This is a genomic window from Cupriavidus sp. CuC1 (assembly GCF_044627735.1).
Lineage (GTDB): Bacteria > Pseudomonadota > Gammaproteobacteria > Burkholderiales > Burkholderiaceae > Cupriavidus > Cupriavidus ulmosensis.
Map to the genome: position 1 here is coordinate 23553 of NZ_JBIUHC010000086.1, position 19023 is coordinate 42575.

A 19023-nucleotide genomic window follows, 5' to 3' on the forward strand; every position below is an offset into this window, starting at 1 on the left:
CAAGCGATGCAAGTCGATATCAAGACCCAGCAGATCCAGCCGCTGCGCCAGACCTACGGCCATGTGGCGCGCCGCTTCGGCGACAAGCCCGCCTCGCGCTACCAGGAGGCAACCTACGACGTGCAGGCGGAAGTCAATTTCCACTACCGCCCGACCTGGGACTCGCAATACGAGATCTACGACAAGCGCCGCACGGCGATCGTGATGGCGGACTGGTATGCGCTCAAGGACCCGCGCCAGTACTTCTACGGCGCCTACGTGACGGCGCGCGGCCGCCAGCAGGACGCCACCGAGAAGAGCTTTGCCTTCGTGGAAAAACGCGGCCTGCTGCAGGCGCTGCCGGCCGAATGGCAGGACCGCCTGGCCGACGGCCTGCTGCCGCTTCGCCATGTGGAGTGGGGCGCCAACATGAACAACTTCTATTGCGCCGACTATGGCTGGGGCACGGCCATCACCCAGGCCTGCACCTACTGCGCCATGGACCGCCTTGGCATTGCCCAGTACCTGTCGCGCATCGGCATGCTGCTCGACGGCAATACCGGCGTGGCGCTGGAGCGCGCCAAGGTGGCCTGGATGGAGAGCGCCGCGTGGCAGCCGATGCGCCGCCTGGTCGAGCGCAGCTTCGTGATCGAGGACTGGTTCGAGACCTTCGTCACCCAGAACCTGGTGCTCGACGGGCTGCTGTATCCGCTGGTGTACCAGCATGCCGACGCGGCCATCGTGCGCGCCTGCGGCACCGGGCTGGCGGTGCTGACCGAGTTCATGAACGACTGGCGCGAGGAGCACGCACGCTGGGTCGACGCGGTGATCCACACCTCCGCGGCGGAGTCCGATGCCAATCGCATGCTGCTGTCGGGCTGGGCCCGCGCCGCGCGTGCGCAAGCGGCCGAGGCGCTGGTGCCGGTGGCCGATACCTTGCTGGGCGGAGGCGGCGAACAGGTGGTGGCGCTGTGCCTGGAGCAGTTCGACGTGCGTCTCAACAAGCTTGGCCTTGCCGCCTGAGGAGCCCGCCATGACCGCCAACGTCTACATCGCGCTGCAAAGCAACGACGACACGCGCCCCATCATCGAAGCCATTACCGAGGCCAATCCGCACGCCGTGGTGTCGCAGTTCCCCGCCATGGTGAAGATCGATGCGCCGGGGCACCTGACCATCCTGCGCGAACTGGTCTCCGACAAGCTCGGCCGCGACTGGGACCTGCAGGAGATCCACCTGAACCTGATTTCGCTGTCGGGAAACATCGACGAAGACGACGACGCCTTCACCCTGCACTGGAACGCCTGAAGCCCTGAGACGGGCCGCAAAGAAAGACAACGGAGACAGACATCATGGACGCACGCAAGAAGCTGAACCTGCGCGAGAAGTACGCATCGATGACGCGCGACCTCGGCTGGGAAACCACCTACGAGCCGATGGACAAGGTCTTTCCCTACGACAAGTACGAGGGCATCAAGATCCATGACTGGGACAAGTGGGAAGACCCGTTCCGCATGACCATGGACGCCTACTGGAAATACCAGTCGGAGAAGGAGCGAAAGCTGTACGCGATCATCGATTCCTTCGTGCAGAACAACGGCCACCTCAATGTCTCGGACCCGCGCTACCTGAACGCGCTGCGCCTGTTCCTGACCGGCGTGACCCCGCTGGAGTACGCGGCGCACCGCGGCTATGCGCACCTCGGCCGGCACTTCCGCGGCGCCGGCGCGCGGGTGGCGGCGCAGATGCAGTCGATCGACGAGTTGCGTCATGCCCAGACCCAGATGCATACGCTGTCGGTCTACAACAAGTATTTCAACGGTTTCGGTGAATGGCAGCATATGCATGACCGGGTCTGGTACCTGTCCGTGCCCAAGTCCTACTTTGAAGACGCCATGAGCGCGGGGCCGTTCGAGTTCATCACCGCGATCTCGTTTTCCTTCGAGTACGTGCTGACCAACCTGCTGTTCATGCCCTTCATGTCGGGCGCGGCTTACAACGGCGACATGGCCACGGTGACGTTCGGCTTCTCCGCGCAGTCCGACGAATCGCGCCATATGACGCTGGGCCTGGAGGTGGTGAAGTTCCTGTGCCAGCAGGATCCGGACAATATCCCGATCCTGCAGAAGTGGCTGGACAAATGGTTCTGGCGCGGCTTTCGCCTGCTTACGCTGGTCGGCATGATGATGGACTACATGCTGCCCAAGCGGGTGATGTCGTGGGCCGAGGCCTGGGAGATGTATTTCGAGCAGGCCGGCGGCGCGTTGTTCAAGGACCTGGAGCGCTATGGCCTGCGCATGCCCAAGTATCACGAGGTGGCCACCAAGACCAAGGACCGCATCACCCATGAGGCCTGGGGTACCTTCTACAACTACGCCGCCGCGGCCGGCTTCCACACCTGGGTGCCCAAGCAGGACGAAATGGCCTGGCTGACGCAGAAGTATCCCGACACCTTCGCGCGCTACTACAAGCCGCGCCTCGATTACTGGCTGGAGCGCCAGCAGGAAGGCGAACGCTTCTATAACAGCACGCTGCCCATGCTGTGCCAGACCTGCCAGATCCCGATGGTGTTCTCGGAGCCGGACGACCCCACCCAGATCTGCTACCGCGAGAGCAGCTACCACGGCATGCAGTTCCACTTCTGCTCGGACGGCTGCAAGGACATCTTCGACGGCGAGCCACAGAAGTACGCCCAGGCCTGGCTGCCCGTGCACCAGATCTACCAGGGCAATTGCGGCGGCGCCTCGCTGGACGACGTACTTAAGTGGTACCGCATCAACCCCGGCGCGGACAACCTCGATTTCGAGGGCTCGCAGGACCAGAAGAACTGGAATGCCTGGAAAGGCGTGCCGGACACGGCTGCCTGAGCAGCCGGCACATAAGAGACAAGGAGACCATCATGTCCGTCGTATCCATTGGCCCCTACGCGTTCGAGCCCGCCGACCGCGAAGCGGTGTTCCACGGCAACCGCCTGCTCTATATCGGCTGGGACCGCCACCTGCTGTTCTGCGCGCCGCATTGCTTTCCCTTTCCGCCGGCGATGCCCCTGCGCGATGTCGTGGAGAAGGTGCTGCCGGGCGTCTACGGCTACCACCCCGACTTCGCCCGCATTGACTGGAGCCGCGTGGCATGGCTGCGCGGCAATGCGCCCTGGCAACCGGACCTTGACCGCACGCTGGAAGAGAACGGCCTGGGCCACAAGGCGGTGATCCGTTTCCGCACGCCGGGGCTGGATGGCATTGGCGGCAGCTGCAGCTAAGGCAGGAGACACAAGATGTATTCCCTGACCATTGAACCAATCGGGCAGACCATCCCCATCGCACCGGGCCAGACCGTGCTGGATGCCTGCCTGCGCAACGGCGTGTGGCTGCCGCACGCCTGCTGCCACGGCCTGTGCGCCACCTGCAAGGTGCAGGTGGTGGACGGCGAATTCGAGCATGGCGATGCGTCCAGCTTCGCGCTGATGGACTTCGAGCGCGATGGCGGCCAGTGCCTGGCTTGCTGCGCCACCGCGCAGTCCGACATGGTGATCGAGGCGGACATCGAGGAGGACGCCGACTCGCTTGGCCTGCCGCTGGCCGACTATTGCGCCGAGGTGGTGGAGACCCGCGCGCTGACGCCCACCATCCGCGGCATCTGGCTGCGGGTGAAGGGTGGCGCCGCGGCTGCCTTCCAGGCCGGCCAGTACCTCAACCTGCGCGTGCCGGGCTGCGACCAGCCGCGGGCGTTCTCGCTGGCCAACCGTCCCGGCGACGGCCTGGTGGAGTTGCATGTGCGGCGGGTGGAGGGCGGGCAGGCTACCGGCTACCTGCACGATCGGTTGTCGGTGGGTGACGAACTCGGCTTCTCCGCGCCGTACGGCCGCTTCTTCGTGCGCAAATCCGCGCAAAAGCCGATGCTGTTCCTGGCCGGCGGCTCGGGCTTGTCCAGCCCGCGCGCCATGATCCTGGACATGCTGGCCGCAGGCGAGACCTTGCCGATCACCCTGGTGCAGGGCGCGCGCAACCGCACGGAGCTGTACTACGACGAGGCATTCCGGGAACTTGCCGCTGCGCATCCGAATTTCCGCTATGTACCGGCCTTGTCCGCCGAGCCGGCGGACAGCGGCTGGGACGGCGCGCGCGGCTACGTGCACGACGTGCTGCACGGTCTGTATGCGAACGGTGCCACCGCCGACTTCCGTGGCCACAAGGCCTACCTGTGCGGCCCGCCGCCGATGATCGAAGCCTGCATCCGCACGTTGATGCAGGGCCGGCTGTTCGAGGAGGACATCCACACCGAGAAGTTCCTCTCGGCCGGCGACGCACAGAACAGCACGCGCAGTCCGCTGTTCAAGATCTGATGGAGGGCGCGGCATGCATACCGTCGAGATCGCGGGAAGCGGCCAGTGCTACCCCTGCGCGCCGGAGCAGAACCTGCTGCGCGCCATGGAAGCCCTGGGCAAGCGCGGCATTCCCGCAGGCTGCCGGGGCGGTGGCTGCGGGGTTTGCAAGGTGCGCATCGAGGCCGGCCGCTACCACACCGGCAAGATGAGCCGCGCCTGCCTGTCTGAGGCGGAGGAGGGAAGTGGGCTGGTGCTCGCCTGCAAGGCCTTCCCCGACAGCGATATCCGCCTGCGGCCGGTGGCGGTGTTGCAGCGCTGCCTGGACAAGCAACTGGCACGGCAGGAAGCAAAGCAGGAACAGCAGCGAAGACAAGGGCAGCAGCAATAAAAGATGGACCAATAACCCCATCATCAAGGAGACAGTCATGGCATTGACAGGCGTATTGCGCCCGGGGCACGTGGCATTGCGCGTGCTGGAACTTGAACCGGCGCTCAAGCACTACACCGAGGTACTCGGGCTGATCGAAACCGCGCGCGACGACAAGGGCCGCGTCTACCTGAAGGCCTGGGACGAGCACGATCACCATAGCGTGGTGCTGCGCGAGGCCGACAGCCCTGGCATGGACTACATGGGTTTTCGGGTGGATAGCGGCCGCACGCTGGAGCGGCTGGCGCAGGAGGTGGAGCAGTCCGGCCTGGCATCGGACTTCCAGTGGATTCCCGCCGGCGAGCATCCGCGCACCGGCGTGCGCTTTCGCTTCACCATTCCCACCGGGCATGTGATCGAACTCTTCGCCGACAAGGACAAGCTGGGCTGCATGACCGGCGACAGCAACCCGGACCCGTGGCCGGACGACCTGCGCGGCATGGCGCCCAGCCGCTTCGATCACTGCCTGCTGTATGGCGACGACCTGGATGGCACGGTCAAGCTGTTCCGCGACGTGCTTGGCTTCACGCTGGCCGAGGAAGTGGTCGCCGGCCCCGACAAGATGATGATCGGCGCCTTCCTGACGTGCTCCAACAAAGCGCATGACATTGCCTTCATCCGGCATGCGGAGAAGAACAAGTTCCATCACGCCTCCTTCAACCTCGATAACTGGGGCGAAGTGTTGAAGGCCGCGGACATCATTTCCAAGAAGGACGTGTCGCTCGATATCGGGCCGACGCGGCATGGCATCACGCGCGGCGCGACGATCTACTTCTTCGATCCTTCGGGCAACCGGAATGAGGTCTTTTCCGGCGGGTATATCCACTATCCCGACAAGCCCACCATCACATGGACGGACAACGAGCTGGGAAGGGCAATCTTCTATCACGACCGCAAGCTGAACCATGCGTTCCTGAGTGTGCTGACCTGATCGCCAGCGCGACGACTTCTCCGATGCCAAGTGTTTGCTCCCCTCTCCCACTGCGTGGGAGAGGGGAGCAAGGCGAAAAACAGCAAGGCAAAGCGGCACACCCTGCCGCAACCAGCGAGACAACATGAAAGACTTCAAGAACTTCATCAACGGCGAATGGGTGGCCACCAATCGCCAGTTCGACGACCGCAATCCGGTCGACAACAGCCTGATCGGGCACGTCCACGAAGCCGGCCAGGCCGAGGTCGATGCCGCCGTCGCAGCGGCAAAGCAAGCGCTGAAAGGCCCGTGGGGCAAGATGACCGTGGCGCAACGCGTCGAGCTGCTGCATGCGGTGGCTGACGGCATCAACCGGCGCTTCGACGACTTCCTGCAAGCCGAGATCGCCGACACCGGCAAACCGCACTCCCTCGCCAGCCACATCGACATCCCGCGCGGCGCGGCCAACTTCAAGGTGTTCGCCGACCTGATCAAGAACGTGCCGACCGAGAGCTTCGCCATGGCTACCCCGGATGGCGGCGAGGCCATCAACTATGCGGTGCGCTCGCCGCGCGGCGTGATCGGCGTGGTGTGTCCGTGGAACCTGCCGCTGCTGCTGATGACCTGGAAGGTCGGCCCGGCGCTGGCCTGTGGCAACACGGTGGTGGTCAAGCCGTCCGAGGAAACGCCCGCCACCGCCACCTTGCTTGGCGAGGTAATGAACGAGGCCGGCGTGCCGCCGGGCGTCTATAACGTGGTCCACGGTTTCGGGCCGGACTCCGCCGGCGCCTTCCTGACCGCGCATCAGGATGTGAACGGCATCACCTTCACCGGCGAGACCCGTACCGGCGAGGCCATCATGAAGGCCGCCGCCAATGGCGTACGCCCGGTCTCGTTCGAACTTGGCGGCAAGAATGCCGGCATCGTCTTCGCCGATGCGGATTTCGACAAGGCGGTGGCCGGCATCACCCGCTCGGCCTTCGAGAACAGCGGGCAAGTCTGCCTGGGCACCGAGCGCGTCTATGTGCAGCGGCCGATCTTCGAGCGCTTTGTCGCGGCGCTCAAGGCAAAGGCCGAGGGCTTGCGCGTGGGCCGGCCGGGTGACGAGGGCGTGAACATGGGCCCGCTGGTGTCGCTGGAGCATCGCGCCAAAGTGCTCTCCTACTACAAGAAGGCGGCAGACGCTGGCGCCACCGTGGTCACCGGCGGCGGCGTGCCCGACATGCCCGGCGCGCTGGCCGGAGGCGCCTGGGTGCAGCCCACCATCTGGACCGGCCTGCCGGAGGATGCCACGGTGATTCGCGAGGAGATCTTTGGTCCGTGCTGCCATATCGCGCCGTTCGATACCGAGGACGAGGTGATCGGGCTTGCCAACGACACGCCTTACGGGCTGGCCGCCACCGTGTGGACCTCCGACCTCGGCACCGCCCACCGCATGGGTAGCGCGCTGGAGGTGGGCATCTGCTGGATCAACGCGTGGTTCCTGCGCGACCTGCGCACCGCCTTCGGCGGCGCCAAGCAATCCGGCATCGGCCGCGAGGGCGGGGTGCATTCGCTGGAGTTCTATACCGAACTGCGCAATGTGTGCGTGAAACTGTGAGGCAGGCCATGAAACCCGAACAAATCGTTGATATTGGTGCCAGCCTGCACCGGGCGCTTGATACACGGCAAGCCGTTGCGCCACTGACCGAGCGCTATCCCGAGTTGTCCATCGACGATGCCTACCGCATCCAGCTGGCCATGGTGCAGCACCGCCTGGATGCGGGCGAGCGCGTGATCGGCAAGAAGATCGGCGTGACCAGCCGGGTGGTGATGGACATGCTCGACGTGCGCCAGCCGGATTTCGGGCACCTGCTGTCCGGCATGGTCTATGGCGACGGCGCTGCCATTGCCGCTGACACGTTGATCGCGCCGAAGGCCGAAGGGGAAATCGCCTTCGTGCTCAAGGAGGACCTGGAAGGCCCGGGCGTGACCAATGCCGATGTGCTGCGCGCCACCGCCTACGTGCTGCCGTGCTTCGAGATTGTCGACTCGCGCATCCGCGACTGGAAGATCCGGATCCAGGACACCGTGGCGGACAACGCATCGTCCGGCGTGTTCGTGCTGGGCGACGCGGCGGTGGACCCGCGCGGGCTGGACCTCGGCACGGTCGGCATGACCCTGGAGAAGAACGGCGAGATCGTCGCCACCGGCGCCGGCGCCGCCGCGCTTGGCCATCCGGCCAACGCCGTGGCATGGCTGGCCAACACGCTGGGCCGGCTCGGCATCGGGCTGAAGAAGGGCGAGGTGATCCTGTCCGGCTCGCTGGCCACGATGGTGCCGGTCAAGGCTGGCGACCAGCTGCGCATCAGCCTGGGCGGCATCGGCTCGGCCGGCGTGCGCTTCGTTTGAACGGATTCCTTATGCCATCGGCCAGGACATTGCCATGAACCTCACCCAAGACACCATCCAGCAGCTCGCCGAGCACCTGGAGAACGCCGAGCGCAACCGCGAGCCGGTGCGCAAGATCACCGACAGCCATCCCGACATGGACTGGGACGACGCCTACGCCATCCAGGACGCGATCCGGGCGCGCAAGGAAGCGCGCGGCACCCGCATTGCCGGCCTCAAGATGGGGCTGACCTCGTTTGCCAAGATGCGCCAGATGGGGGTGACCGATCCAGTCTACGGTTTCCTGACCGACTACGGCGCCTGCATGGACGGCGGCGCCATCGACACCGCGTCGCTGATCCACCCCAAGGTGGAGGCCGAGATCGCCTTCGTGCTCAAGCATCCGCTCAAGGGGCCGGGCTGCCATATCGGCGACGTGCTGGCCGCCACCGACTTCGTGCTGCCGGCGGTGGAGGTGATCGACTCGCGCTACGAGAACTTCCGCTTCGACCTCAAGAGCGTGATCGCGGACAACACTTCGTCGGCCCGATTCGTGGTGGGCGGCACGCATCGCAGCGCCGAGGGGATCGATCTGAAGAACCTCGGCGTGGTGATGGAAAGGAACGGCGAGGTGGTCGCCACCGCCGCCGGCGCCGCCGTGCTCGGCCATCCGGCCAGCAGCGTGGCCATGCTGGCCAACATGCTCGGCGCGCGCGGGCGCGAGCTGCCGGCGGGCACCTTCATCATGACTGGCGGCGTGACGGAGGCCATCGCGGTGGCGGCCGGCGACAACATTACCATGCGCTACCAACACCTGGGGACGGTATCGATGCGGTTCGTCTAAGCGAATGAGCCAGAGAACAAGCCAACAAGGCAACAGGAGCCACACCATGCCCATCATGCAAGTTTTTTTGATCGAAGGCAGGACCGAGGAACAGAAAGCCCGCCTGATCAGCGCGCTGACCGACGCCGCCGTGGAATCGATCGGCGCGCCGATCGAGACAGTGCGGGTGGTGATCACCGAGGTGCCCAACACGCAGTTCGGCATCGGCGGCAAGACGGCGAAGGCACTCGGCCGCTGAAACGGGCGCGAGCGTAAGAAGCGGACTAAAGCGGCAATGGAGAGCCAGCATGGACATGAAAGCAAGCGGCAAGCATAAGGTAGCCATCATCGGCTCCGGCAATATCGGCACCGACCTGATGATCAAGGTGATGCGCCACGGCCGGCACCTGGAGATGGGCGCGATGGTTGGCATTGACGCCGCCTCCGACGGCCTGGCCCGGGCCGCCCGGCTGGGTGTGCCGACCACGGCGCAGGGGATCGAAGGGCTGGTGAGGATGGCCGGCTTTGGCGATATCCGCATCGCCTTCGACGCCACCTCGGCCGGCGCCCACGCGCATCACGACAAGATCCTGCAGCGGCACGGCATCCAGGTGATCGACCTGACCCCGGCCGCGATCGGGCCGTACGTGGTGCCGGTGGTCAACCTGGACCAGCAGCTCGCGGCAAGCAATATCAACATGGTGACCTGCGGCGGCCAGGCCACCATCCCGATGGTGGCGGCGGTGTCTCGCGTGGCCAAGGTGCATTACGCGGAGATCGTGGCCTCGATCTCCAGCAAGTCCGCCGGGCCGGGCACGCGCGCCAATATCGACGAATTCACCGAGACCACCAGCCAGGCGATCTGCTCCGTGGGCGGCGCGGCGCGCGGCAAGGCCATCATCGTGCTGAATCCGGCCGAACCGCCGCTGATGATGCGCGACACGGTGTTTACGCTGTCCGAGGACGCCGATCAGGCGGCCATCGAGGCCAGCATCGAAGCCATGGCCAAGGCCGTCCAGGCCTATGTGCCCGGCTACCGCCTCAAGCAGCGGGTGCAGTTCGAGCGCATCGATCCGTGCGCACCGCTGAACATCCCGGGGCTGGGGCGGATGAGCGGGCTCAAGACCTCGATCTTCCTGGAAGTGGAGGGCGCCGCCCACTACCTGCCGGCCTATGCGGGCAACCTCGACATCATGACCAGCGCCGCACTCGCCTGCGCGGAGCGCCTGGCCGAGACCAGCCTGGCAGCCGCCTGACCGTGCACAAGGAGATAGACATGGATTTGAACAAGAAGCTTTATATCTCGGACGTCACGCTGCGCGACGGCAGCCACGCCATCCGCCATCAGTACAGCCTGGACGATGTGCGCCGCATCGCCGCGGCACTGGATGCCGCCAAGGTGGATTCGATCGAAGTCGCGCATGGCGACGGGCTGGCCGGCTCCAGCTTCAACTATGGGTTCGGCGCGCATACGGACCTTGAGTGGATCGCGGCGGCAGCCGAGACCGTGCGCCACGCCAAGGTCGCCACCTTGCTGCTGCCCGGCGTGGGCACCGTGCACGACCTGCGCGCCGCGTTCGACGCCGGCGCGCGCGTGGTTCGCGTGGCCACGCACTGCACCGAGGCGGATGTATCGCGCCAGCATATCGAGTACGCGCGCGCGCTTGGCATGGACACGGTGGGCTTCCTGATGATGAGCCACATGACCACACCCGCCGCGCTGGCGCAGCAGGCCAGGCTGATGGAAAGCTATGGCGCCGAGACCGTCTACGTGGTGGATTCGGGCGGCGCGCTCAACATGAACGACGTGCGCGACCGCTTTCGCGCCTTCAAGGACGTGCTGAAGCCGGAAACCCAGACCGGCATGCATGCGCACCATAACCTGAGCCTGGGCGTGGCCAACTCCATCGTGGCGGTGGAAGAGGGCTGCGACCGCATCGATGCAAGCCTCGCCGGCATGGGCGCGGGTGCTGGCAACGCGCCGCTGGAAGTGTTCATCGCCGCCGCCAGCCGGCTCGGGTGGAACCACGGCTGCGATCTCTACACGCTGATGGACGCCGCCGACGAGATCGTGCGGCCGCTGCAGGACCGCCCGGTGCGCGTGGACCGCGAGACCCTCGCGCTTGGCTACGCGGGCGTCTACTCCAGCTTCCTTCGCCACGCGGAGGCAGCCGCCGGACGCTATGCACTGAAGACCGTGGATATCCTGGTGGAGCTGGGCCAGCGCCGCATGGTGGGTGGGCAGGAAGACATGATCGTGGACGTGGCGCTAGACCTGGTGGCGCGGCGGGAGGCGCAGGCAAAGATTGCTGCCTGATGCTGGCAAGGCGGCGTGGCGCGGTGGTGCCGGGCATGATGGTTAAGCGGAGGATGGCACCGGCCATCAAGCCTGCGCCGGCTCCTCCTCCCCGCGCGCCATGCGCCGGATCGCCTGCGGCGGCTGCCCGAACGCCCGCAGGAAAGCGCGCCGCATGCGCTCGCGGTCGCCAAAGCCGGTCTCTCTCGCCACCACATCGATCGGATGCCGCCCGGACTCCATCATCAGCCGCGCGGCCTCGATGCGCAGGTGCTCCACCGCCTTGGCTGGGGTCTGTCCCGTTTCCTCGCGGAAGGAGCGGCTGAACTGGCGCGGGCTGAGGTGCGCCGCTTGCGCCAGCTGGTCGACCGACAATTCGGCGTGCAGGTTCTGTCGGGCAAAGGCGAGCGCGGACTGGATGCGATCGGACTTGGGTTCAAGCTCGAGCAGCGCCGAGAACTGCGATTGCCCGCCGGCACGGCGGTGATAGACCACGAGCTTGCGCGCGACCTGGCGCGCCACTTCGGCGCCGGCGTCTTTCTCGACCAGCGCTAAGGCCAGGTCGATGCAGGCGGTCATGCCGGCGGAGGTCCAGACCGGTCCGTCGATGATGAAGATGCGGTCTTCCTCCACGCTGACCGCGGGAAACGCGCGCCGGAACCGGGCGGCGTAAATCCAGTGGGTGGTAGCCCTGCGGCCATCCAGCAGCCCAGCCTCGGCGAGATGGAAGGCGCCCGTGCAGGTGGCGCCGATGCGCCGCGTGCAGGGCGCTGCATTTTGCAGGAACGCGACCAGGCCGGGGGACGCCGGCCGGATATCGTTGTCGCCCACCACCAGCAGCGTGTCGAACGCGCGGTCGCCGAGCGCCTCCGTAGTGACGCAGAAGCCTGCCGAGGTGGGCACCGGCCCGCCTTGCTCCGACAGCAGGTGGACCTCGTAGAGCGGTTTGGCCGCGGTGAGATTGGCGAACTCCAGGACGCTGGTGACGCCTAGGTTCATGACCTGGAAGCCGGGATAAAGGACGATTCCGACACGCAGCATGGCTAACTCCTGCCGATGGCACAAAAGGTGGTATCTATGACATTGATGCCACTCGATTATGCACCTAATCTTCGTTCCGTGATGACCGGCATCGGGCCGGCAGCAACATCGGAGAACGAAAATGACCGCAGCTACAGCAACCCCGGCAACCTCGGCTAACACCTCGCACCAAGGCACTGCCCTGATTACCGGCGCGTCCTCGGGGATCGGCGCCGTCTATGCCGACCGCCTTGCCCGGCGCGGCTACGACCTGATCCTGGTCGCCCGCAATCGCGACAGGCTCGCCAGGCTGGCGGAACGCCTGACCAGCGAGACAGGCCGCTCCATCGAGATCGTTACCGCCGATCTGGGGGCTGACGCCGACGTCCGCCGCCTGGAGACGCTGCTGCGCACCGACGCCAGCATCACCTTGCTGGTCAACAACGCGGGCGTTGGCGCGGCGGCGCCGCTGCTCCAGTCCGATGCCGACAAGATGGCCGCGATGATCGCGCTCAACGTCACCGCGCTGACCCGGCTGACCTACGCCGCCGCGCATGGCCTGGTGGCGCGCGGCAAGGGGACGATCATCAACATCGCCTCGATCGTGGCGGTCGCCCCGGAATTGCTCAACGGCGTCTACGGTGGCTCGAAGGCCTTTGTGCTGGCCTTTACGCAATCGCTGCAGCATGAGCTGGCGGACAAGGGCGTGCGGGTGCAGGCCGTGCTGCCCGGTGCGATCCGCACGGAGTTCTGGGATGTGGCCGGCCACCCGGTGGAGAACCTGCCGCAGGACTGGGTGATGAGCGCGGACGACCTGGTCGACGCGGCCCTGTCCGGGCTGGACCAGGGCGAGGTGGTGACGCTGCCGTCGCTGCCGGATGCCGCCGACTGGCATGCGTTCGAGGCCGCCCGCGCGGCGCTGGGGCCCAACCTGTCGCGCAGCGTGCCGGCCGCGCGCTTCAGGGTTGCCTGAGAGACTCAGTGTCGTTCAGGGCGAGGGGGAACACTGAGATGCGGGAGCCCGCAATGGGCTCCCAAGACCTCACCCCAGCCTGAACTGACCCACCACGCCTGCCAACGCCCCCGCCTGACCCTGCAACGCCTCGGCCGCCGCGGTAGATTCCTCAACCAGAGCCGCATTCTGCTGCACCATCTGATCCAGTTGGCTAACCGCCCGGTTCACCTCCTGGATCCCCCGAGTCTGCTCCTGCGCAGCATGCGTGATCTCGGAAATGATGTTGGTCACCTTGTCCACGTTCCCGACGATCGCATTCATCGTCTCCCCGGCGCGGCGCACCTGCCCGGAACCTGACACCACGCTGTCGACGGTGGTCTCGATCAGCGTCTTGATCTCCTTCGCCGCCTGGGAACTGCGCTGCGCCAGCCCGCGCACCTCGCCGGCAACCACGGCAAATCCACGGCCCTGCTCGCCCGCGCGCGCCGCTTCCACCGCAGCATTCAGTGCAAGGATGTTGGTCTGGAATGCAATGCCTTCGATCACGCCGATGATGTCGGACACCTTTACCGAGGCCCGCTCGATCTCGCTCATCGTGTGAATGGCATCGCCAATGGCGGCGCCACCATTTCCCGCTACCTGAGAGGCAGCAATCGCAGACGCATCCGCCTGCCTGGCCGACATGGCAGACTGGCTCACAGTCGCAGTGATCTGTTCCATCGACGCCGCAGTCTCTTCCAAGCTCGCCGCAGCAGATTCAGTGCGCCGCGAGAGGTCGATGTTGCCCGCAGCGATTTCGTCGGCTGCAGCATGTACAGACGAGCTAGCATCCCGAATCTGCCGCATCACGCTAACCAGCTTCTCGGCGAACGCATTGAACGCCTGCGCAATTTGCGCGACCTCATCGGTTCCATTGGCTGGCAGGCGACGCGTCAGGTCACCATCCCCGCTACCAATGTCCCGCATGGCGTCCCGAATCAGCGACAGCCTTCGGAACGAAACCGCAGTCACCCCAGCAACGATGGCTGCAGCCACGCAAGCGATCACGATCAGCACGAACACCGATGCCATCAACATGGAGCGCATGCCTGCCGTAGCCTCGCCCTTGTCCAGCGCAATCACGGCGATCCAGTCGGTACCGGGCACGCCGCGCGCCCGCAGCAGCTTGGGCGCATTGTCCACATCGACCTGCAACGGCGCCTTGGCGCTTTCGAGCGCGGCAAGCTTGTCGATGGCAAGCGCTGGCATCAAGTCGGTCACGGGCTTGAGCGTGAGCTTGTCGTCCTGGTGGGCGACGATCTTGCCGTCCTTTGTTACCAGCACGCCGAAGCTGGCGGGCGTGGGGTGGATGGCCTTGATGTTGGCGATGACGCTGTCCATGGACACGTCACCGGCCACCACGCCCTTGAGCGCGCCGTCGCGCAGGATGGGCACGGCGAAGGTCACGACCAGCTTGCCGCTGCTGGCGGCCACGTAGGGCGGCGTGACCACCGGCTTGCCGGCGGCCACGGCCTGCTTGTACCAGGGGCGGGACGTGGGATCGTAGTCGGGCCGCAGGCCTTCAGTCTTGGAGAATCGGTGGGTCTTGTCGGGAAAACCGATGTAGGTCATGACGAAACCGCCGGCGCTGCTGACCTGCATTAGCGCGGCGATGGCGGCGTCGGTTTCGGGCTGCGTTGCCGCGTCTTGCAGCGAGTTGATCATCTGCATGTGGCTTGCCACCCAGTCGGCGATGGCGCCGACGTGGCCGTTCTGCACGGCGGCCAGGTTGCTGTCGATGGCGTCGTCGCTGTACGAGCTGGCCACCACGTGATTGAGAACGGCATTGGCAATGAGTGCCACCACGACGATGGCCACGGATAGAGCCACGATGCGCGCGCGCAGGGAGGACAGCATGATTGGATTGATCTCTGTTTGGCTCGTCGGGCGGATAGCCCTGGAGCGATTGGGGGCGAAGGGTGCTGGTTCGCTATTACGGCAGTCTTGCCGGGGAATTTAGGACGGGTGGGGAGCCTGTTTGTAAAGTGCGAAGAACGCCGCTCGGATATCCGGACAAAGCGCAATCTGGATGTTCGGATATCCGGATGCGCGCGCGGGAGAGGGGAGCACGGCAACGCAGTGCCACCACCTTGCGTGGCAGGATCTTCTGGCTGGTAAAGGCGTCCGCAATACGCTGTTGCTCATCGAGCGCGGCCGCATCTACTGTCTGCAGGCAGGGTAGGCCATGGAGCGGCGGCGCCTCGATTGTGTGCCGCTATAGGCATTTTGTAATGTTTTGTATTGTATTAAGGTACAATTTATGTATAAATATGTCCACTAATGCAATACATCGTTGACCATCCTTAAGTGCGGAACTAAAGTGCAAGTATCTGAATAAATTGCACCTTAGTATTGGCAATGAAAACGGTCAACGACGTATCAGAGGCCCTTTCCAAGAGGACATCGACTACCCAGTACCGCAAGACGAAACTGGCGGATGATGCCGGCGTGAACTATCGGACGCTTCAGCATGTCCTGACCGGCTCCCAGGATTTCAAGGTATCGACGCTGCTCGCCGTGGCCGACCGCCTTGGGCTCGAATTGATGCTGGTGCCGAAAGAAGCCACATCCATGTTTCCTGAGCAGACGCCGCCACCGGCCGTGCCGACCAAGGTGCAGGCCGCGCTCGAACGGCTGCGCGCCCGCCGGTCATGAATATCAAGGCGCTGGCTATCTCCCTAGGTGAGCAGCGTCTTGGCGTCCTCTTCAAGTACGGCGAGGACCAGCCCATCCTGCGCTTCGTGGCGGACGAGGATTTCGCGCGGCAGGCCGGCGCCCCGACGCTGTCCCTTTCCATGCTGGCCGACGACCCCAATGCCCAGCGCGCGCTGTGGGCAAACGTTGGTTCAAGCCTCTTCAACGGCCGCTACTCCAACAGGAATGGCTGGCTCCTGCCGGCGTTCTTCCAGGGCTTGCTGCCAGAAGGCGTATTTCGCGACCATGTTGCGGCGGTACGCGGATGCGACCCGAAAGACCACTTCGAGATGCTGGCCGGATGCGGGCGTGACCTTCCCGGGAACGTCTACGCCTACCCCGCGACGCTCACGCGCGAGCAGCTGACCCACCTGGTGACCCAGGATGCGGACTCGCTGGAGATGAGCGTGACCGAGGAGCCCATGGACGACGGGGTATCGGTGTCGGGCGTTCAGCCGAAAGTGGGGGTCATCAAGGATGGCGATCGGTACGTCGGGCGCACCAGGATGCATGACACCCACATCATTGCCAAGCTGCCGGTGGTGGGCTACCCGCGCCTGCCTGAGCTGGAAGAACTCTCGCTGCGCCTGGCCGCTGCCGCGGGGGTCACCACCTGCGAGGCAAAGCTCGAGCCATTGGAGAAGCTCACGGTTGCGCACGGCTACGATCTTGGCGACGCCGGGCAGCAGACGAACTTCCTCGCGGTGACGCGCTTTGACCGGGCGCCGGGCGCGCGCTTTCACGTGGAAGATTTTGCGCAGATCATGGATGTGCAGCCCGAGGACAAATACACTCTCAGCTACCTCGACATTGCCGCGGTCATGCTGAATGAACTGTCGCTGGGGGAGCCTGCGGTGCACGAGCTGCTGCGCCGGATGACCGTCAACGAGCTGCTTGGCAACCCGGACATGCACTTGAAGAACCTGGGGGTGATCTACAGAGACGGCAAGACGCCAAGCCTGTCACCCGCTTATGACATCGTGGCGTACAGCGCCTATCAGCGCCGAACCGGGCACGCTCTGTTGATCGTGCCACCGGACCTGGCTGGTCAACCGAAGGGAAAGGCCCGGCCGGCGCAGGAGGGCAAGACGGCAAAGCCCAGTCTAACGCCCTCGACCGTCCGGGAATTTTGCGCTCACCTTGGCCTGGTTGAAAAGCCGGCTGCCGCGGCAATCCAGCGCACGGTTCTTGCGGCCGTGCGGGACTGGCCGGACATGATCGCCCAATCGCAACTCACCGACACCCAGAAAGCCAATCTGCTCGCCAGCTTCGACGAGCATCCGATGGTGGTGTCAGCGCGCAAACGCGGATTCGGGCGCGGGTAGCGTCAAACTCAGCGCTGGTAGGCCGGTGGCAGGAAGCCGGCAAAGCGCTGTTGCGTGGTCGCCTTGAATTCCGGCGACTGGTAAGCCTCGCGGATGTCCTTGACGAACGGCTTGCCGGTGTCGGCGGTGCGCACGGCAACCAGGTTCATGTAGTAGTCGGGAATCTTCTCCAGGCTCAGCGCTTCGGTCAGCTTCAGGCCCGAGGACAGCGCAAAGTTGCCGTTGACGAAGGCGTAGTCCACGTCGTCGAGCGAGCGCGGCAGTTGCGCGGCTTCAAGCTGGATCAGCTTGAGCTTGTTCGGGTTGCCTTCGATGTCGCGCTCGCTGGCGCGGATCGGGTCGGTGCCGGCCTTGAGCGTGATCCAGCCGATCTGCTGCAGCATGGCGATGGCGCGCGCCAGGTTGGACGGATCGTTAGGCAGCGACACCGACGCGCCTGGCTTTACTTCGGTCAGCGACTTGTGCTTGCGGCTATAGATGCCGATCGGGGCGGTGGGGACCTGGATGACTTCCGACAGTTGCAGCTTGCGGTCGCCGGAGAATTTCTTCAGGTAGGCCACGTGCTGGAAGGCGTTGGCGTCGATGGCGCCATCCGCCAGCGCCAGGTTGGGCTGCACGTAGTCGCTGAACTCAACGATGGTGACCTTGTAGCCCTTCTTTTCCAGCAGGGGCTTGATGCCGTAGCGGATCTGGTCGGAGTAAGGGCCAGCGGTGGCGCCGAAGCGGATTTCCTTCTTGTCAGGATCCGCCGCGCCGGCCGTCTGGATAACGCCGAGCGCGAGCACCGCGGCAATCAGTCGAATTCCGAAACCCAGTTTCATCTATAGCTCCCATATTGTTTGTGTGCATCGTGGCTTGCCGGGATGGCGGCAAGCAAGGATGCCTATTGTAGGGAGGTGCATACGTTCAAGGAACGAGTAAAAGCGCATGCTCTTATAACGCACTTGAATATGCCTGGAAGCGGGGTTGCAGGCGTTTATGTGATGTAAACGGCTGTTGCGGCGTGGGCATAAGCATATTTCAATTGGGTAGTTGCGGGATAACCCGTATTGCGGTTATCATTCAAACGTCTCCTCCAATCCCACCAAGGAATTGGATTCGCGCCCGCCTCATTGGTGGGCGTTTTTGTTTGTGCTTCGCGGATCCACCACAGACTTTGGCCCGTTCGGCGGCTTCGGCAAATACGTCGGGTTTGCTCCCCTCTCCCACTTGTGGGAGAGGGGCCGGGGGAGAGGGCGGGTGCTCGGCCCACGGGAACTTGCCGCTGTCGACGATGGCGCCGCCCACGCTGTTGCCGTGGCCGCCCAGGTATTTGGTGAGCGAGTGCACGACGATATCCGCGCCGTGCTCGAACGGCCGGCACAGGTAGGGCGAGGGCACGGTGTTGTCCACGATCAGCGGGATGCCGTGGCTGTGCGCCACCTTGGCGATGGCTTCGATGTCGACGATATTGCCCAGCGGGTTGCCCACCGACTCCACGAAGATCGCCTTGGTGCGCTCGTCCACCAGGTCGCCGAAGGCGGCCGGGTTGCGGCCATCGGCAAAGCGGGTCTCGATGCCGGACAGCGGCAGCGTGTGCGCAAACAGGTTGTAGGTGCCGCCGTAGAGCTGGCTGGCCGAGATGATGTTGTCGCCGGGCTCGGCGATGGCCTGGATGGCATAGGTGATGGCCGCCATGCCGGAGGCCAGCGCCAGCGCGCCCACGCCGCCCTCGAGCGCGGCCAGCCGCTGCTCCAGCACGTCGTTGGTGGGATTCATCAGTTCGCGCGGGAAACATCGGCCTTCCGGCCGGTGAGGGATAGCGCGCGACGCGAAGCGTCGCCCCTGTGCCCGCTCTCCTTCGTGGATTGCGCTACGAGTGAA

General features: G+C 64.9%; 19 protein-coding genes and 1 pseudogene. 16 read left to right on the forward strand and 4 right to left on the reverse strand.

The features are described from left to right. Window positions 1-6: 6 nt before the first annotated feature. The 13 genes from ACGLHR_RS30810 (at window position 7) to dmpG (ending at window position 11148) form a co-directional block, all read left to right on the forward strand. Window positions 7-1002: an aromatic/alkene monooxygenase hydroxylase subunit beta gene (locus ACGLHR_RS30810; protein ID WP_400098410.1), complete on the forward strand. Its 996-nt coding sequence runs from the start codon at window positions 7-9 to the stop codon at window positions 1000-1002. 10 nt (window positions 1003-1012) lie between these two features. Further along, window positions 1013-1285 carry an MmoB/DmpM family protein gene (locus ACGLHR_RS30815; protein WP_006158557.1) on the forward strand — a complete coding sequence of 91 codons (273 nt, stop codon included), beginning with the start codon at window positions 1013-1015 and terminating at the stop codon, window positions 1283-1285. 44 nt (window positions 1286-1329) lie between these two features. Further along, window positions 1330-2844 (forward strand): aromatic/alkene/methane monooxygenase hydroxylase/oxygenase subunit alpha, encoded by a 1515-nt coding sequence (locus ACGLHR_RS30820; RefSeq protein ID WP_318233207.1) that lies wholly within the window; start codon window positions 1330-1332, stop codon window positions 2842-2844. A gap of 32 nt (window positions 2845-2876) precedes the next feature. Continuing rightward, on the forward strand, window positions 2877-3236 hold the full coding sequence (locus ACGLHR_RS30825; protein WP_400098412.1) for a phenol hydroxylase subunit P4: 360 nt from the start codon (window positions 2877-2879) through the stop codon (window positions 3234-3236). 15 nt (window positions 3237-3251) lie between these two features. Then, window positions 3252-4319 (forward strand): NADH:ubiquinone reductase (Na(+)-transporting) subunit F, encoded by a 1068-nt coding sequence (locus ACGLHR_RS30830; protein ID WP_400098414.1) that lies wholly within the window; start codon window positions 3252-3254, stop codon window positions 4317-4319. Between the two features lie 13 nt (window positions 4320-4332). Next, complete coding sequence (locus ACGLHR_RS30835) at window positions 4333-4689, forward strand: 2Fe-2S iron-sulfur cluster binding domain-containing protein (protein WP_400098416.1); 357 nt, start codon at window positions 4333-4335, stop codon at window positions 4687-4689. A gap of 37 nt (window positions 4690-4726) precedes the next feature. Beyond that, on the forward strand, window positions 4727-5659 hold the full coding sequence (locus tag ACGLHR_RS30840) for a catechol 2,3-dioxygenase (protein ID WP_400098418.1): 933 nt from the start codon (window positions 4727-4729) through the stop codon (window positions 5657-5659). Between the two features lie 124 nt (window positions 5660-5783). Then, window positions 5784-7238, forward strand: coding sequence for a 2-hydroxymuconic semialdehyde dehydrogenase (locus tag ACGLHR_RS30845; RefSeq protein ID WP_400098420.1), 1455 nt, complete (start codon window positions 5784-5786; stop codon window positions 7236-7238). 8 nt (window positions 7239-7246) lie between these two features. Next, window positions 7247-8029, forward strand: coding sequence for a 2-oxopent-4-enoate hydratase (gene dmpE / locus ACGLHR_RS30850; RefSeq protein ID WP_400098422.1), 783 nt, complete (start codon window positions 7247-7249; stop codon window positions 8027-8029). A gap of 34 nt (window positions 8030-8063) precedes the next feature. Then, on the forward strand, window positions 8064-8852 hold the full coding sequence (dmpH, locus tag ACGLHR_RS30855; protein ID WP_400098423.1) for a 2-oxo-3-hexenedioate decarboxylase: 789 nt from the start codon (window positions 8064-8066) through the stop codon (window positions 8850-8852). A gap of 4 nt (window positions 8853-8856) precedes the next feature. Then, window positions 8857-9090 (forward strand): 2-hydroxymuconate tautomerase, encoded by a 234-nt coding sequence (locus ACGLHR_RS30860; protein ID WP_400098424.1) that lies wholly within the window; start codon window positions 8857-8859, stop codon window positions 9088-9090. A gap of 49 nt (window positions 9091-9139) precedes the next feature. Beyond that, window positions 9140-10087 (forward strand): acetaldehyde dehydrogenase (acetylating), encoded by a 948-nt coding sequence (locus ACGLHR_RS30865; protein ID WP_400098425.1) that lies wholly within the window; start codon window positions 9140-9142, stop codon window positions 10085-10087. 20 nt (window positions 10088-10107) lie between these two features. After that, complete coding sequence (gene dmpG, locus ACGLHR_RS30870; RefSeq protein ID WP_400098426.1) at window positions 10108-11148, forward strand: 4-hydroxy-2-oxovalerate aldolase; 1041 nt, start codon at window positions 10108-10110, stop codon at window positions 11146-11148. Window positions 11149-11214: 66 nt separating this feature from the next. Here dmpG and ACGLHR_RS30875 read toward each other — a convergent pair whose 3' ends face one another. Next, complete coding sequence (locus ACGLHR_RS30875) at window positions 11215-12168, reverse strand: GlxA family transcriptional regulator (protein ID WP_400098428.1); 954 nt, start codon at window positions 12166-12168, stop codon at window positions 11215-11217. A 121-nt stretch (window positions 12169-12289) separates the two neighbouring features. Between ACGLHR_RS30875 and ACGLHR_RS30880 the strand changes: the two genes are divergently transcribed. After that, on the forward strand, window positions 12290-13120 hold the full coding sequence (locus ACGLHR_RS30880; protein WP_400098430.1) for an SDR family NAD(P)-dependent oxidoreductase: 831 nt from the start codon (window positions 12290-12292) through the stop codon (window positions 13118-13120). A 69-nt stretch (window positions 13121-13189) separates the two neighbouring features. Here the strand turns inward: ACGLHR_RS30880 and ACGLHR_RS30885 are convergent, their stop codons facing one another. Continuing rightward, on the reverse strand, window positions 13190-14998 hold the full coding sequence (locus ACGLHR_RS30885) for a methyl-accepting chemotaxis protein (protein WP_400098432.1): 1809 nt from the start codon (window positions 14996-14998) through the stop codon (window positions 13190-13192). A 501-nt stretch (window positions 14999-15499) separates the two neighbouring features. Between ACGLHR_RS30885 and ACGLHR_RS30890 the strand changes: the two genes are divergently transcribed. Next, complete coding sequence (locus ACGLHR_RS30890) at window positions 15500-15796, forward strand: helix-turn-helix domain-containing protein (protein ID WP_400098434.1); 297 nt, start codon at window positions 15500-15502, stop codon at window positions 15794-15796. After that, complete coding sequence (locus ACGLHR_RS30895) at window positions 15793-17160, forward strand: type II toxin-antitoxin system HipA family toxin (protein ID WP_400098436.1); 1368 nt, start codon at window positions 15793-15795, stop codon at window positions 17158-17160. The genes ACGLHR_RS30890 and ACGLHR_RS30895 overlap by 4 nt, the downstream gene beginning before the upstream one ends. Window positions 17161-17168: 8 nt before the next feature. Here ACGLHR_RS30895 and ACGLHR_RS30900 read toward each other — a convergent pair whose 3' ends face one another. Both ACGLHR_RS30900 and ACGLHR_RS30905 read right to left on the reverse strand, forming a co-directional pair. Then, window positions 17169-17981: a MetQ/NlpA family ABC transporter substrate-binding protein gene (locus ACGLHR_RS30900; protein ID WP_318234693.1), complete on the reverse strand. Its 813-nt coding sequence runs from the start codon at window positions 17979-17981 to the stop codon at window positions 17169-17171. A 418-nt stretch (window positions 17982-18399) separates the two neighbouring features. Further along, window positions 18400-18921: pseudogene (locus tag ACGLHR_RS30905) on the reverse strand (aminotransferase class I/II-fold pyridoxal phosphate-dependent enzyme); the annotation flags it as partial. Window positions 18922-19023: the final 102 nt, after the last annotated feature.

Excerpts from the sequence above, each read along its gene's own strand:
- ACGLHR_RS30810 (WP_400098410.1), top strand. The coding sequence starts at position 7 with ATGCAAGTCGATATCAAGACCCAGCAGATCCAGCCGCTGCGCCAGACC.
- ACGLHR_RS30815 (WP_006158557.1), top strand. The coding sequence starts at position 1,013 with ATGACCGCCAACGTCTACATCGCGCTGCAAAGCAACGACGACACGCGC.
- ACGLHR_RS30820 (WP_318233207.1), top strand. The coding sequence starts at position 1,330 with ATGGACGCACGCAAGAAGCTGAACCTGCGCGAGAAGTACGCATCGATG.
- ACGLHR_RS30825 (WP_400098412.1), top strand. The coding sequence starts at position 2,877 with ATGTCCGTCGTATCCATTGGCCCCTACGCGTTCGAGCCCGCCGACCGC.
- ACGLHR_RS30830 (WP_400098414.1), top strand. The coding sequence starts at position 3,252 with ATGTATTCCCTGACCATTGAACCAATCGGGCAGACCATCCCCATCGCA.
- ACGLHR_RS30835 (WP_400098416.1), top strand. The coding sequence starts at position 4,333 with ATGCATACCGTCGAGATCGCGGGAAGCGGCCAGTGCTACCCCTGCGCG.
- ACGLHR_RS30840 (WP_400098418.1), top strand. The coding sequence starts at position 4,727 with ATGGCATTGACAGGCGTATTGCGCCCGGGGCACGTGGCATTGCGCGTG.
- ACGLHR_RS30845 (WP_400098420.1), top strand. The coding sequence starts at position 5,784 with ATGAAAGACTTCAAGAACTTCATCAACGGCGAATGGGTGGCCACCAAT.
- dmpE (WP_400098422.1), top strand. The coding sequence starts at position 7,247 with ATGAAACCCGAACAAATCGTTGATATTGGTGCCAGCCTGCACCGGGCG.
- dmpH (WP_400098423.1), top strand. The coding sequence starts at position 8,064 with ATGAACCTCACCCAAGACACCATCCAGCAGCTCGCCGAGCACCTGGAG.
- ACGLHR_RS30860 (WP_400098424.1), top strand. The coding sequence starts at position 8,857 with ATGAGCCAGAGAACAAGCCAACAAGGCAACAGGAGCCACACCATGCCC.
- ACGLHR_RS30865 (WP_400098425.1), top strand. The coding sequence starts at position 9,140 with ATGGACATGAAAGCAAGCGGCAAGCATAAGGTAGCCATCATCGGCTCC.
- dmpG (WP_400098426.1), top strand. The coding sequence starts at position 10,108 with ATGGATTTGAACAAGAAGCTTTATATCTCGGACGTCACGCTGCGCGAC.
- ACGLHR_RS30875 (WP_400098428.1), bottom strand. The coding sequence starts at position 12,168 with ATGCTGCGTGTCGGAATCGTCCTTTATCCCGGCTTCCAGGTCATGAAC.
- ACGLHR_RS30880 (WP_400098430.1), top strand. The coding sequence starts at position 12,290 with ATGACCGCAGCTACAGCAACCCCGGCAACCTCGGCTAACACCTCGCAC.
- ACGLHR_RS30885 (WP_400098432.1), bottom strand. The coding sequence starts at position 14,998 with ATGCTGTCCTCCCTGCGCGCGCGCATCGTGGCTCTATCCGTGGCCATC.
- ACGLHR_RS30890 (WP_400098434.1), top strand. The coding sequence starts at position 15,500 with ATGAAAACGGTCAACGACGTATCAGAGGCCCTTTCCAAGAGGACATCG.
- ACGLHR_RS30895 (WP_400098436.1), top strand. The coding sequence starts at position 15,793 with ATGAATATCAAGGCGCTGGCTATCTCCCTAGGTGAGCAGCGTCTTGGC.
- ACGLHR_RS30900 (WP_318234693.1), bottom strand. The coding sequence starts at position 17,981 with ATGAAACTGGGTTTCGGAATTCGACTGATTGCCGCGGTGCTCGCGCTC.